11 protein-coding genes are annotated in these 13,598 nt (G+C 52.1%); 3 read left to right on the top strand and 8 right to left on the bottom strand.

The annotated features are described in order from the left end of the window. The first annotated feature begins 127 nt into the window (after positions 1-127). Positions 128-847, top strand: a complete 720-nt coding sequence (gene ompR, locus UC15_RS11945) for a two-component system response regulator OmpR (RefSeq protein ID WP_009635740.1) — start codon at positions 128-130, stop codon at positions 845-847. Continuing rightward, positions 844-2,205, top strand: coding sequence for a two-component system sensor histidine kinase EnvZ (gene envZ / locus UC15_RS11940; protein WP_112288648.1), 1,362 nt, complete (start codon positions 844-846; stop codon positions 2,203-2,205). Before ompR ends, envZ begins: the two co-directional genes overlap by 4 nt. Before the next feature lie 727 nt (positions 2,206-2,932). Here the strand turns inward: envZ and UC15_RS11935 are convergent. The 7 genes from UC15_RS11935 to UC15_RS11905 form a co-directional block, all read right to left on the bottom strand. Further along, on the bottom strand, positions 2,933-3,412 hold the full coding sequence (locus UC15_RS11935; RefSeq protein WP_112288647.1) for a PIN domain-containing protein: 480 nt from the start codon (positions 3,410-3,412) through the stop codon (positions 2,933-2,935). Beyond that, positions 3,409-3,621 carry a plasmid stabilization protein gene (locus UC15_RS11930; RefSeq protein WP_112288646.1) on the bottom strand — a complete coding sequence of 71 codons (213 nt, stop codon included), beginning with the start codon at positions 3,619-3,621 and terminating at the stop codon, positions 3,409-3,411. Before UC15_RS11930 ends, UC15_RS11935 begins: the two co-directional genes overlap by 4 nt. Before the next feature lie 103 nt (positions 3,622-3,724). Then, complete coding sequence (pckA, locus tag UC15_RS11925) at positions 3,725-5,347, bottom strand: phosphoenolpyruvate carboxykinase (ATP) (RefSeq protein ID WP_112288645.1); 1,623 nt, start codon at positions 5,345-5,347, stop codon at positions 3,725-3,727. Positions 5,348-5,573: 226 nt separating this feature from the next. Then, positions 5,574-6,458: an Hsp33 family molecular chaperone HslO gene (gene hslO, locus UC15_RS11920; RefSeq protein WP_095923811.1), complete on the bottom strand. Its 885-nt coding sequence runs from the start codon at positions 6,456-6,458 to the stop codon at positions 5,574-5,576. Between the two features lie 58 nt (positions 6,459-6,516). Then, on the bottom strand, positions 6,517-6,921 hold the full coding sequence (hslR, locus tag UC15_RS11915) for a ribosome-associated heat shock protein Hsp15 (protein WP_112288644.1): 405 nt from the start codon (positions 6,919-6,921) through the stop codon (positions 6,517-6,519). Positions 6,922-6,945: 24 nt separating this feature from the next. Beyond that, positions 6,946-7,635 carry a GMP/IMP nucleotidase gene (gene yrfG / locus UC15_RS11910; RefSeq protein WP_112288643.1) on the bottom strand — a complete coding sequence of 230 codons (690 nt, stop codon included), beginning with the start codon at positions 7,633-7,635 and terminating at the stop codon, positions 6,946-6,948. 122 nt (positions 7,636-7,757) lie between these two features. Continuing rightward, entirely contained in the window at positions 7,758-9,899 is a 2,142-nt protein-coding gene (locus UC15_RS11905) for an intracellular growth attenuator family protein (RefSeq protein ID WP_198659701.1), read from the bottom strand. A 442-nt stretch (positions 9,900-10,341) separates the two neighbouring features. On the opposite strand from UC15_RS11905, the gene nudE reads away from it, so the two are divergent. Then, positions 10,342-10,899 (top strand): ADP compounds hydrolase NudE, encoded by a 558-nt coding sequence (nudE, locus tag UC15_RS11895; RefSeq protein ID WP_112288641.1) that lies wholly within the window; start codon positions 10,342-10,344, stop codon positions 10,897-10,899. Positions 10,900-10,974: 75 nt separating this feature from the next. On the opposite strand, the gene mrcA is transcribed toward nudE, so the two are convergent. Continuing rightward, positions 10,975-13,530, bottom strand: a complete 2,556-nt coding sequence (mrcA, locus tag UC15_RS11890) for a peptidoglycan glycosyltransferase/peptidoglycan DD-transpeptidase MrcA (RefSeq protein WP_112288640.1) — start codon at positions 13,528-13,530, stop codon at positions 10,975-10,977. Between the last annotated feature and the right edge of the window lie 68 nt (positions 13,531-13,598).

Genomic DNA, 13,598 nt, shown 5'->3' with positions numbered 1-13,598 from the left:
GATAAATTAGGAAATCCATAATCATTGTTACAATTTCGGCTAGAATATATACCATTAAACGCTGTCTGTTTTAGCTGACTTTTCTGACAATACAAGCTTCAGGCATTCACGCCTTTGGGAGATTTAAATGCAAGAAAATCACAAGATTCTGGTGGTCGATGATGACATGCGCCTTCGCGCACTCTTGGAACGTTATCTGACTGAACAGGGCTTCCAGGTGCGTAGCGTTGCCAATGCCGAACAAATGGATCGCCTGCTGACTCGTGAGTCATTCCATCTGATGGTTCTCGATCTGATGCTGCCGGGCGAAGATGGCTTGTCTATCTGCCGTCGTCTGCGCAGTCAAAGTAACCCGATGCCGATCATCATGGTCACCGCTAAAGGCGAAGAAGTTGACCGAATCGTAGGCCTGGAAATTGGTGCCGACGACTATATTCCAAAACCGTTTAACCCGCGTGAACTGCTGGCCCGTATCCGCGCTGTGTTGCGTCGTCAGGCTAACGAATTGCCAGGTGCGCCTTCTCAGGAGGAAGCGGTCATTTCATTTGGCAAGTTCAAACTGAACCTCGGTACCCGCGAAATGTTCCGTGAAGACGAGCCTATGCCGCTGACCAGCGGTGAGTTTGCCGTGCTGAAAGCACTGGTGAGTCATCCGCGTGAGCCGCTGTCCCGTGACAAGCTGATGAATCTTGCACGTGGTCGTGAATACAGTGCGATGGAACGTTCTATCGATGTGCAGATTTCCCGTCTGCGTCGCATGGTAGAAGAAGATCCGGCGCATCCGCGTTACATTCAGACCGTATGGGGTCTGGGCTACGTATTTGTGCCGGACGGCAGTAAGGCATGAAGCGAATACGCTTTTCACCGCGTAGCTCGTTTGCCCGAACACTGTTATTAATCGTCACCTTGCTGTTCGTCAGCCTGGTGACGACCTATCTGGTGGTGCTTAACTTCGCCATTCTTCCCAGCCTGCAGCAGTTTAATAAGGTTCTGGCATACGAAGTGCGTATGCTGATGACCGACCGGCTGCAGCTGGAAGATGGCACGTTACTGGCTGTTCCACCGGCGTTTCGTCGCGAAATTTACCGCGAACTGGGCATTTCTCTTTATACCAACTCTGCAGCCGAGGAGAGTGGTCTGCGCTGGGCGCAGCATTACGAATTCCTCAGTCAGCAGATGGCGCAGCAGCTTGGTGGGCCTACCGATGTCCGCGTCGAGGTGAATAAAAATACCCCGGTTGTGTGGCTGAAAACCTGGTTGTCGCCTGATATCTGGGTACGCGTTCCGCTTACTGAAATCCATCAGGGCGATTTCTCTCCGTTGTTCCGTTATACGTTAGCGATTATGTTGCTGGCGATTGGTGGCGCGTGGCTGTTTATCCGTATTCAGAACCGACCCCTGGTCGAACTGGAGCACGCGGCATTACAGGTCGGGAAAGGTATTATTCCGCCGCCATTACGTGAATACGGTGCGTCGGAGGTGCGGTCAGTGACGCGTGCATTTAACCAGATGGCAGCCGGTGTCAAACTGCTGGCCGATGACCGTACCTTGCTGATGGCAGGTGTGAGTCACGATTTACGCACTCCGCTGACACGCATTCGTCTGGCGACTGAAATGATGAGCGACGGTGACGGTTATCTTGCCGAGTCGATCAACAAAGACATCGAAGAGTGCAACGCCATTATCGAGCAGTTCATCGACTATCTGCGCACTGGCCAGGAAATGCCGACAGAGATCACCGATCTTAACGGTATTTTGGGCGAAGTGATTGCGACAGAAAGCGGCTACGAACGCGAAATAGATTCAGATCTGGCCGACGGCGAATTACTGGTGAATGCGCATCCGCTTTCCATCAAGCGTGCTGTTGTGAATATGGTGGTCAACGCCGCCCGTTACGGCGATGGCTGGATTAAAGTCAGCAGCGGTCGTGAACTCCAGCGTGCATGGTTCCAGGTTGAAGATGATGGCCCGGGCATTGCGCCGGATCAGCTCAAACATCTCTTCCAGCCATTTGTGCGCGGTGAAAGCGCCCGAACCACCAGCGGAACCGGCCTCGGTCTGGCGATTATTCAGCGTATCGTTGATGCCCATTCCGGGACGCTGGATATCGGCAAGAGTGACCGCGGGGGATTACGGATCCGGGCGTATCTGCCGTTACCGGTGGAGATGCTGAAAGCGGTGGCGGTTCAGCAGAAACCAGTTTGATTAAGGGGGGCCTTAATAATCCCCTCGCTTAAATTGCATTAGGACTTTAAAAGCAGACTAAGAAAATTTCGGTTTCTCAATTGCATTGGGCTATCAAAACAGACCGGGAATATTTCGGTTTCTCAATCTCGGTTATCACTTATCGCGCTGCGCCGAAACCGCCCAAAAGGGGAAAGTGCTTTTCCCCTTTTGGATTTCCCCTCGCTTTTTCAACACGCGCTACCGCTCGCTGGCTATGTTTCAGCAGCCACCGCGACAGGCTGGAAATCTTGCCGCTCCGCGGTGCCTTCTCTCGGTCCTGAAGCCTGTGGTCTTCAGGCCGCTCCGTTCAGCAAGATTTCTGAATCGCCCGCACGATCTTAAAATTAACGGCAGACTGTTTTTCATCTTTTAGAAAAGTGGATTGGCGTGCTCAAAATTCAGCTGAACGGAGCGGCTTCAAGACCTATGGCTTGAAGACCGAGAGAAGGTAGTGCGAAGCACCTGAATTTGCGCCACACGCCAAAGCAACAGAACATGTCCGTCATGCCCGCGGTAGCGCGCAGTGAAAGAGCCTGGGATTCTTAAGGGTGGTGGCGATAAGCCACCCTTAAGGCCGGTGTGGGCGGCAGCACACGGTTTTGACCTAAGGCCGGTGTGGGCGGCAGCTCACGGTTTTGACCTAAGGCCGGTGTGGGCGGCAGCCCACGGTCTTGACCTAAGGCCAGTTTGGAAGGCAATCCATAATTCAGCTCTTCCTGCTCATCACATAATACTCTGCCGCTTCTTCCCGCCATCTAGGCGTGTTCCCTGTATCCCACGGATTAACCAATACGACACCTGTATGCGCAAACGCTTCGCCATGATCGGTCGCCAGAGTCGCCTGATGATTCAGGCAAATAGCCGCCAGTAGTCTGTCCTGCTCTGACATCACTACATTGGCAGCTTCTGACAACGTCATGACCCGCGGGTAATGCAGCGCGCTTGCCGCATCAAACGACAGTAATCGACCGGCAAAATCCTGATTCAGCATTTCCAGCAAGGCTTCAGAAAGCGCGGCTTTCGGCTGGTGCTCCGGCAGGTTATCGACCCAGGTGAAAAGCGCCGCCACGCTCAGGCTGGTCAGGTAAAGCTGTGTGGCATCCTGCGCATCCAGCCATTGCAGAACGTTTTTTTGTGGCCTGGGATTGATCATCTCAAGAATGACGGCGGTATTAAGAATAATCATTTGGGCGGCAGTTCCAGTGGCTCTGCGATCACGGAGGAAAAACGCTGGCGGAGCTGGCTGCCGAGGCCAAAGTCAGGCTGGGCGGGAGTGAGCGCCTGTTTCAGAATGAGACGTGCTTCTTCTTCCATCGAGTGGCCTTTTTTGGCCGCCGCGATACGCAGCAGTTCCTTCACATCGTCATCGAGATTGCGTACGGTAATCGTCGCCATTTGAGGTTCCTCTGACAGCAATGCCGTCATTCTGAAATGCTGCCGGGCCGGTTGCAATAAAAAAGGCGCGGAAGCCCGCGCCTGATGAGAGATTATTGCCAGATTACCGTTTCGGTCCGGCGCTGACCAACGCGGCACCTGCCGGGGTATCGGTATATTTATCAAAGTTATCGATAAACAATTGTGCGAGATGCTCTGCTTTTTCCTGCCACTGTTCACGGCTGGCGTAGGTATTGCGTGGATCCAAAATATGGGTGTCGACGCCCGGTAACGCAGTCGGAACGGCCAGGTCAAACATCGGAAGAGTGAACGTTTCGGCATCATCAATGGTGCCATCTAAAATGGCATTGATGATCGCGCGGGTGTTCTTCAGCGAGATGCGTTTGCCGGTGCCGTTCCAGCCAGTATTCACCAGATAAGCCTGTGCGCCCGCAGCTTCCATACGTTTCACTAATACTTCTGCGTATTTCGTCGGGTGCAGCATCAGGAATGCGGCACCGAAGCAGGCGGAGAATGTCGGCGTTGGTTCATTGACGCCACGCTCAGTACCCGCCAGTTTGGCCGTAAAACCGGACAGGAAATGATATTGCGTCTGCGATGCCGTCAGGCGCGAAACCGGTGGCAGGACACCAAACGCATCAGCAGTCAGGAAAATCACTTTGCTGGCGTGTCCGGCTTTGGAAACCGGCTTGACGATATTTTCAATGTGGTAAATCGGGTATGAAACGCGGGTGTTCTCGGTTTTGCTGCCGTCATCAAAGTCGATTTTGCCATCTTCACTGACCATCACGTTTTCCAGTAACGCGTCGCGTTTGATGGCTTTGAAGATTTCCGGTTCGGCTTCTTTGCTAAGTTTGATGGTTTTGGCATAGCAACCGCCTTCAAAATTGAAGACACCATCATCGTCCCAGCCGTGTTCATCGTCGCCGATAAGTTTGCGCTTCGGATCCGTCGACAACGTCGTTTTACCCGTGCCGGAAAGCCCGAAGAACACCGCAACATCGCCTTTTTCGCCGACGTTAGCCGAACAGTGCATGGAAGCAATGCCTTGTAATGGCAGCAGATAATTCATGACGGCGAACATGCCTTTCTTCATTTCGCCGCCATACCACGAACCGCCGATCAGCTGGATACGCTCGGTCAGGTTGAAGGCAATGAAGTTTTCTGAATTCAGACCCTGCTTCTGCCAGTCAGGATTGGTGCATTTGGCGCCGTTCATGACGATGAAATCCGGTTCGAAATTTTCCAGCTCGCTTTCGGTCGGGCGGATGAACATGTTTTTGACGAAATGCGCCTGCCAGGCGACTTCGGTAATAAAGCGGACTTTCAGACGAGAATCGGCATTTGCGCCGCAGAAAGCATCAATGATAAACAGACGTTTGCCGGACAACTGTTTGCTCACCAGAGCCTTCAGTGACGTCCAGGTTTCCTGTGACATCGGCTTGTTATCATTTTTGCCTTTGCCCTGATCAGACCACCACAGCGTATCGCGGGTGGTGTCATCGCGGACGATGTATTTATCTTTCGGCGAACGACCGGTGAAGATACCGGTATCGACATTGACTGCACCCAGTTCTGTCACTTGCCCGCGCTCAAAGCCTTCGAGACCCGGCGCCGTCTCTTCATTAAAAAGAGTTTCGTAATCAGGGTTATAGACGATTTCGCTATTCTGATGGATCCCATAAAGGGCGAGTTTTTCGGCGGTGATCCCGATAGTCGTAGGCATTTCCCTGCTCCTCACTGAACTTTGAATCCCTCGGTAGGGATAAATCAGTTGTTATTGTAGGTATTTATCGCGTTTTAACCGCGACAAGTCTCAAAGAATAACGGGAGGTGTAAATGTTTTTCCAGAATTGTGATGAAAAACTCGAAAGGTATGCAAAAAGGTTATGTAAAAGAAACAAAAAAGGGACTCTTCGGCGAAAAGTCCCTCAATTTTAAACGGTTAACGATCAGTGAACCTGATCATCTCCGGAGTGAACATCTCCGCCCGCTTTCAGCGTCGCCATATCCATCGCGTCAAACTCATAGTCTGCGCCGCAATAATCGCAGTGCATTTCTATTTTGCCATCCGCTTCCAGCATTTCGAGAATATCTTCATCTGGCAGCGTCAGCAGCGCGCCTGCACAGCGCTCACGCGAGCAGGTACAACGGAAACAGACTTCCTGCGGTTCGTAGAGCGTGACTTCTTCCTGATGATACAGGCGGTAAAGCACTTCGTTAGCCGGAAGGTTCAGCAGCTCTTCCGCTTTGATGGTGGTGGTCAGCTGCGCCAGATGACTGAATTCTTCAGGATCGGTATCTTCAGCGGGCAGAACCTGCAACAACATGCCGCCTGCAGCAGGCTGGCCTTCAACTTCACCGGTACGGATGAAGATGCGGGTTGGCAATTGCTCGGATTGCATGAAGTAGTTTTCCAGGCATTCCGCCAGGTTTTCACCTTCCAGACCGACCACGCCCTGATAGCGTTCACCGACGGTCGGAGAAATGGTGATCACCATGTAGCCGTTACCAATCATCTCTTTCAGAGAACTGCCTTCGGTAATGTCACCTTGCAGACGCGCAATACCGCGCAGTTCCTGTTTGTTGTTCCCGTTAATCACGGCCAGTTTCAGCGGGCCATCGCCCTGCAGCTGCACGGTAATATCGCCGTCGAATTTCAGGGTCGCGGTCAGCAGGCTGGTCGCCACCAACATTTCGCCCAGCAGATTACGGACTTCTGCCGGATAGTCATGACCGGCAACAATCTCCCGGAAGGTTTCTTTGAGCGAGACCAGTTCACCGCGAACGGCGTGATGATTGAACAGGTAGCGATGCAGTTGGTCGTGATTAGACATAATTTTCTCTCTGTTTAGCGAACTCAAGTCCTTCATCCTTCACCGAAGGATTGCGGATTTATTCAGAATCGCCATATTTAAATTTGATCAGGGTCCGCCGTTCCTTTTTATCCGGGCGTCTGTCCGGATGCGGCATTGCATTCATTTTGCGGGCCTCGGAGATTTTCTCCCGGCTGGCAATGCTTGCGTCGGTTTCCTGATACAGTTTCAGTGCTTCTTCCGCGCTGCGGCGCTGAGTGGTCAGCCCCAGAACGGTGATCGTTTTGGTGTCATTACCCTGACGCAGCGTTATTTCGGCATTCAGTTCCATCAGCTTGCTGGGTTTCCCCCGCTGGCCGTTGTAATGCACTTTGCCGCCATCAATCATCTCTCGTGCCAGCGCGCGGGTCTTATAAAAACGAGCTGCCCACAGCCATTTATCGAGACGTACTGCGTTATCGTCGTCGTCCTTTTTACCTTTCATCTTTCTCCCCTGACGCTACCGGAATTATTTAGCCGGGCCTGTTACGGGGTGAATCGAAGGCAACAGGCTACGGAAGTCATTAATGGAGGGATGGTCCTGAAATGACTTATCTGCCATGGTCGAATCCGGATTTTCTATACCCAGACAATAGCGGATACCGAAGGTTTTTGCCGCATTCAGGATCGGTTCACCGTCATCGACAAATAAAGTCCGTTCAGGATCAAAGCCTGTTTGCTTTTGGACCGCAGACCACAACCGCTGATCTTCCTTCGGATATCCAAATGTGTGGGTGGAAAGTAATAAATCAAGGTGCTGATCTAAACCGGTATGCTCAATTTTAACGGACAGACTGTGCGGATGTGCGTTGGTCAGCAAAATAGTCTGACGACCGCTTTCACGGAGATGCGTCAGAAAAGGCAGCGTATCGTCACGCAATCGCGCATTTTTGCCGATATTCGTGGTCATCTGATAGATATCCATGTCCAGCCGCTCGCTCCAGTAATCAAAGCAATACCAGTTCATGGTGTGCTGCACCGCCAGATACTCCTCATGAATAATCTGCCGGGCATTTTCAAGCGAAATAGACCGCTGCTGGCTCAGTGCTAACGGTACATCCTGCAACCAGAACTGACTGTCGAACGCCAGATCCAGCAATGTGCCGTCCATGTCGAGCAAAACGGTATCAATGGAATTCCAGTTAAAATCAGGGGGCATGAAAACTCCATGTCCTGGCGGCTGAAGTGGTGCCGTGCGCCGCAGGAGAGAAAAAATGAAAGCAGGGAAGGGCTTCAGGGTAGCACAATCTCACAGGGCGGCGCAGAGCAACCCTGCGGTTTTCAGCCAGGGTTATGTGGCATCACGGGCGTCAGCGTGGGGTGAAAACACGAATTGTAATGTTGCTGGATATCGTCGATGCGACGCTTATCTTTTATAAACCGGCGGATAAACAACACGCTGTTCACCAGCAGAATTCCGAACAACAGGAACAGCAACACGCTGGTACCGAGATAACGCCACAGCGTCGAGATGTCCGGCTCGCTGTGCAATGAAATATGACGGGTACCGTTGGCATCTACGCTGATACTGGTGATCACTCCCTGCGCACTGAACGGGGTGTGTAGCAGCAGGGTAGATAAATGTTGCAGTTGCTTCCACTGATCCTGTGGCGGATTGGCGTACAACCCGACCGGCGGAGCTGGCATTTCAATCAAATCACGGCCTTCATCATTGCTGATTAAGAAACCACCTGGTGGCGGGCTGTTGAGGCTGTCAGCCGCACGACGGGTTTCCTGCATGAAGAACGACGACGTGGCGTTATTCACCAGCTCGCTCAGCGACTGCGCACTGACCGGTCGCAACAGCACGTTAATACCCTGCAATGAGCCCGCTTTCGCCCGTTTAACCAGTGAATTCCAGTTACTTGAGTTCCCCAGATTCACCAGCGCGTTTTTCAGCCGCACACAATCATTGCTGTTTCCGCATAACGCTTCTGTTTTCAGTACGATATCTGCAAAGTCATCCAGCAGGATCATGCCGGACTTCTCAATCGCGGTAGCCAGTTGCGGGTTGATGTTTTGCTCGGGGCTTTCGCCGGGATGCATCTGATTATTGACGGTAGTCTGCAACGCCGTCGCGGCTTCAATGATTTCTGACTGCGGGACAGGCAGCGGCGTCGCATTATTCCAGTAGATGGCAGAACAATCGAAAGGCATGTAACCGGAGGCGGTACGGGTAGCTGACGGTGGCACATAACACATGCCTGTCCCCTGAACTTTCAGGGTATCGCCAACGCGCAGCGTAGTTTTTTCCAGATCCTGAACGCTGTTAACCTGCGTACTTTGCGCGCCCTGTAGCCAGGCAATGCTGAGCTTCAGTGGCAGGCCAAGAGGGACATAAACCAGTAATGCCAGCAGCAGAAGAAATGCGCTGGTAGCCAGTACAAGATTTTTTCCCCAAAGCTGGAGCGGGAATTTTTTGACCTCATCATGCAATGACAAAATGCTGCCCTGACGGACAACCTGACTGTTCATATACACTTCGACATCCGTCGGCTGACCCAGGTCGCGGCCAATATAAGGTTGCCAGTGTGGCGGATATATCAGGTCGATAGCACCGAGTGAAATATTGCTGATATCACCTTGCTTGGACTCACCAAATAATCCCCAGCGTTTAGGTAAACCCCGCAGGCAGTGGATTTCTTTACGGTTTTTACCGAAGCGTTCAGACACCACCCGCCAGATAACCCAGCCCGCCAGCGCTGCGGCAACCATCAGGATCCAGGGGAGAAAGATCACCGGGCTTTGCAACGTGATGAACAGCAGCAGGAGAATGCCCGAAACGGCCAGCGCTTCTTTGACGCCGTTCGAACGGGTCAGGGCGCGTTCCTCGCGGGTTTCGCTGCGCACTTTCACCAGTTCAATATGTTCACTTTCTTCATGGCGGATTGATGCGTTCTGCGGCTGAGAAGGGATTACCGCTGAAACCGGCACCGGACCTTCGTAGACATGATCCGCCAGAGTGTGGCCGTTGAGTGAAATCACCAGCGGCAGGGTCTGCGTTTTGATCAGCTCGACTTCGTTTTCCTGAGCGATGTACTGCTCCCAGAAAGGCGGCAGGTGAATTTCAGTCGCATCCAGGAAATAACGCCATTTGTTGGGATCTTCGCTCGCCACGCCATAACGGGTGATTGCACGCTTAAGGCTGTAAACATTTTCGCTTTTAGTGGTCAGCGTCAGTTTATCTTGCAGGATAATCAGATTATTACGGTGGGTGATCGGCGTCTGTCCGAGGCCTTCATACTGGCGAAGATAACGCTCTACGGCATCGCGTTCTTTTTGTGAAAGTTTGCGCTGGCTTGGTGCGGAAAAACGCACGACAGATTCGTCGCGTTGGCGGCGGCGCAATACAAGCCAAAAATAAGACGCTGTGGCAATGATTGCGATACACAACAACACCAATGTCACGACTACTGTGCTCATCCGATCCCCGTTCAGACGTGGGTGACTTACGTCAACTCTGTGAAAGTATTATACATAAATGGAATGCACATTCTGCGCGCGAGTGCCTTTTAGGTAGGAATTTTATTATTCTTTGGGTGAATATTATGCACAAAAATACCACGTTAGAGGATACCTGCATTTAAGAACTGTCTGGTATCGGTATAATCCTATTTTGATGTCTCAATGTTTTTGTTACAGCAAAAATGTGACCAGCGTGAGTGTTCGGATGCTTTTTACGCTTTTTTTGCTGATTTTTTAGGGGCTTTCTGTGCAAAAAATGAGTGCGTTCTGAACCGGTTTGCAGTAAAGATTGCGATTCTGGCTCTCAATAACGCACAATGCTCATTGATAGCGGTCTTTAAACAGAAAAACGAACCCATTAGAACACCTCTGGTCAGGTGAATAATAAGTTGGGGATGAAATGACACAACACCTGCAAAAACCGAAAATCACTAAGGTGGAAACCGTAGCCCGTTCGCGTCTGTTCACCATTGAATCCGTTGATCTGACGTTCAGCAATGGCGCAGAGCGTGTTTACGAACGTATGCGGCCCTCAGATCGCGAAGCGGTGATGATTATTCCTGTCATTGATAATGAGCTGGTGTTAATCCACGAATATGCTGTCGGCATTGAAAGCTATGAACTGGGTTTTCCTAAAGGGCTGATTGATCCCGGCGAGAGTATTCTGGAAGCAGCTAACCGCGAACTCATGGAAGAAGTCGGCTTTGGTGCCCGGCATTTTGATGTGCTGGCCAAACTGACCATGGCACCTTCGTATTTTTCCAGCCGCATGAATATCGTCATTGCCAAAGATCTTTACCTGAAAAGTCTGGAAGGCGATGAGCCGGAACCGTTGCCGCAAACCCGCTGGCCGGTTTCACGGATGATGGAATTGCTGCAACACCCTGATTTTTGCGAAGCCCGTAACGTCAGCGCTCTGTTCCTTGCGCATGATTTTCTGACGCGCAACGCCCGCTGAATTCCCCGATAAAATCCCATTAAAAAAGCCGGTCATGCTTGATGCAGACCGGCTTTTTGCTTTACAGCTTACGCATCAGAACAGTTCATGTTCCTGACCGTTATCCATGATGGTGGTCCCGACTTCATGCACGGCATGTTCTGTCGGCTGAGTCCCGTCGATGAAGTATTCCGGACGACTGTTACCGCCGCCATCAGACAACTTACCGGAACTCTTATCGATAGTGACCGTCACCACACCTGGTGGTGGTGTTTGTGGCTGTTCCGGCACGCCGTCCAGCACGGCTTTCATGTAATCATCCCAGGCTGGCTGAGCACTCTTCGCGCCGCCTTCTGCACCGGAAATCTGATCAGGGATCACGCCTGAAGCCGTTGAACGACCCAGATCACGACGGTGATCGTCAAAACCAATCCAGACCGAGGTGACAACATTCGGGCCATAACCTGAGAACCACGCATCTTTCGAGCTGTTGGTTGTACCGGTTTTACCGCCAATGTCGTGGCGCTTAAGGTCACGCCCTGCACGCCAGCCAGTTCCCATCCAGCCTGGTTCACCGAAAATGTTGGAGTTCAGTGCATCGCTTATCAGGAATGAAAGCGGTGTGCTGATCACGTGCGGCGCGTATTGCTGCGCGGCGTCAACCTGCGGTGAGTTAGGCGGGACCTGCTCCAGTTGCGGAGTTGGTACGCTGGTATTATTGCCGGTGGTCGATGTTGCCACGTTTTCTACGTTGTCATCGGAAAGCACCGCAGATTTCTGCGTATCGCCATAAATCACCGGAATATTACAGGTGCGGCAGGCAATTTTGGGTTTCGCTTCAAACTGAACCTGACCGGATTCATCCACGATTTTGGTGATGAAATACGGGTCAACCAGATAGCCGCCGTTGGTCAGGGTGGCGTAACCGCGCACAACTTGTAACGGGGTGAAAGAAGCCGAGCCCAGCGCCAGCGATTCGGAATGCACAATGTTAGAAGCCGGGAAGCCGAAACGTTGCAGGTATTCTGCTGCGTAATCCACACCCATCGCACGCATCGCACGCACCATCACCACGTTTTTAGACTCACCCAGACCCCGGCGTAAGCGGATCGGACCGTAATACGTTGGCGGTGAATTCTTCGGACGCCAGTCTGTACCGGCACCGGCATCCCAGCGGGTAATCGGCATGTCATTCAGTATGGTCGCCAGCGTCAGGCCTTTGTCCATTGCTGCGGTATACAGGAACGGTTTGATGTTTGAACCGAGCTGACGCACCGCCTGATTGGCACGGTTGAATTTACTCTGGTTAAAGTCAAAGCCGCCGACCAGTGCTTCAATCGCGCCGTCGTTTGGATTGAGCGAAACGATAGCCGAGTTCACGTCAGGAACTTGCGCCAGCCACCAGACATCGCCCACTTTACGAACCCAAATTTGCTGGCCAGGGCGAACCACATCAGACACTTTTTTCGGCGTCGGCCCCTGAGCATTATCGTTACGGTAAGGACGCGCCCAGCGCATACCGCTAAACGGCAGACTGATTACCGCGCGGTTCGACATGGTCGCCGTCGCCTGTGCGTCATCCGTTGCGGTAATAACCGCAGGGAACAGCGGGCCATACACTGGCAGCGTTTTCAGTGACTGAACAATTTTGTCCTGATCCCACGCCGGTTCGCCGACTTTCCACAATTCATTAGACGGACCGCGATAACCGTGACGCATATCGTAGTTGAGAACGTTGGTACGCAAGGCTTCCTGCGCGGCAAGCTGCGTTTTCCTGGTAATCGTGGTGTAAACCATGTAGCCATCGTTATAAGCGTTATCGCCATAACGTTTCACCATCTCCTGACGCACCATTTCTGTCAGGTACGGCGCAGAGAACTCAATGTGCGGGGCATGATAATTCGCCACCAGCGGCTCAGCGCGAGCCTGATCGTACTGCGCCTGCGTGATGTATTTCTCATCCAGCATACGGGCCAGTACGGTGTTACGACGCGCCAGAGAACGGTCATGGGAATACAACGGGTTAAAGGTTGACGGTGCTTTAGGCAGACCGGCGATCACTGCCATTTCACTCAGTGTCAGCTGGCTGACATCTTTACCGAAATAAACCTGGGCAGCGGCACCCACGCCATAGGCACGGTAACCGAGATAAATCTTGTTGAGATACAGCTCGAGGATTTCATCTTTGGACATCATCTGCTCAATGCGGATGGCCAAAAACGCTTCCTTAATTTTACGGGTCAGCGTGCGTTCAGGACTTAAGAAGAAGTTACGCGCCAGCTGCTGAGTAATGGTACTCGCGCCCTGTGAGGCATGGCCGGACACCAGCGCAACGGAAGCCGCACGGAAAATACCGATAGGATCCACGCCGTGGTGTTCATAGAAACGACTGTCTTCGGTCGCGATAAACGCATGCACCATTTCCGGTGGGATTTGGTCGAGTTTCAGCGGGATACGACGTTTTTCGCCGTATTGGGCGATCAAATCGCCATCAGCACTGAAAACCTGCATGGGTGTTTGCAGGCGCACGTCTTTGAGCGTGGCGACATCGGGTAACTGAGGCTCGATATATTTATACAATCCGAAGATCGAGGCGGCTCCCAGCAAAATGCAACACACTGCAAGAATCAATAAATACTTTACGAACTTCACCTGAGATTTCCCATTAAGTGTCAATTGGGCAGTTTATAAACAACCGCGCGGTAGTATAAAGGCAAGCC

Source organism: Rahnella sp. AN3-3W3, from assembly GCF_003263545.1.
Lineage (GTDB): Bacteria > Pseudomonadota > Gammaproteobacteria > Enterobacterales > Enterobacteriaceae > Rahnella > Rahnella variigena.
The sequence above is the reverse complement of the archived record's forward strand: the minus strand, read 5'-3'. Positions and strand labels throughout refer to the sequence as shown.

What these genes read in the sequence shown, in the direction of transcription:
- envZ (WP_112288648.1), top strand. Translation starts at nt 844, where the DNA reads ATGAAGCGAATACGCTTTTCACCGCGTAGCTCGTTTGCCCGAACACTG.
- UC15_RS11930 (WP_112288646.1), bottom strand. Translation starts at nt 3,621, where the DNA reads ATGGCGACGATTACCGTACGCAATCTCGATGACGATGTGAAGGAACTG.
- UC15_RS11905 (WP_198659701.1), bottom strand. Translation starts at nt 9,899, where the DNA reads ATGAGCACAGTAGTCGTGACATTGGTGTTGTTGTGTATCGCAATCATT.
- yrfG (WP_112288643.1), bottom strand. Translation starts at nt 7,635, where the DNA reads ATGCCCCCTGATTTTAACTGGAATTCCATTGATACCGTTTTGCTCGAC.
- pckA (WP_112288645.1), bottom strand. Translation starts at nt 5,347, where the DNA reads ATGCCTACGACTATCGGGATCACCGCCGAAAAACTCGCCCTTTATGGG.
- UC15_RS11935 (WP_112288647.1), bottom strand. Translation starts at nt 3,412, where the DNA reads ATGATTATTCTTAATACCGCCGTCATTCTTGAGATGATCAATCCCAGG.
- ompR (WP_009635740.1), top strand. Translation starts at nt 128, where the DNA reads ATGCAAGAAAATCACAAGATTCTGGTGGTCGATGATGACATGCGCCTT.
- hslO (WP_095923811.1), bottom strand. Translation starts at nt 6,458, where the DNA reads ATGTCTAATCACGACCAACTGCATCGCTACCTGTTCAATCATCACGCC.
- nudE (WP_112288641.1), top strand. Translation starts at nt 10,342, where the DNA reads ATGACACAACACCTGCAAAAACCGAAAATCACTAAGGTGGAAACCGTA.
- hslR (WP_112288644.1), bottom strand. Translation starts at nt 6,921, where the DNA reads ATGAAAGGTAAAAAGGACGACGACGATAACGCAGTACGTCTCGATAAA.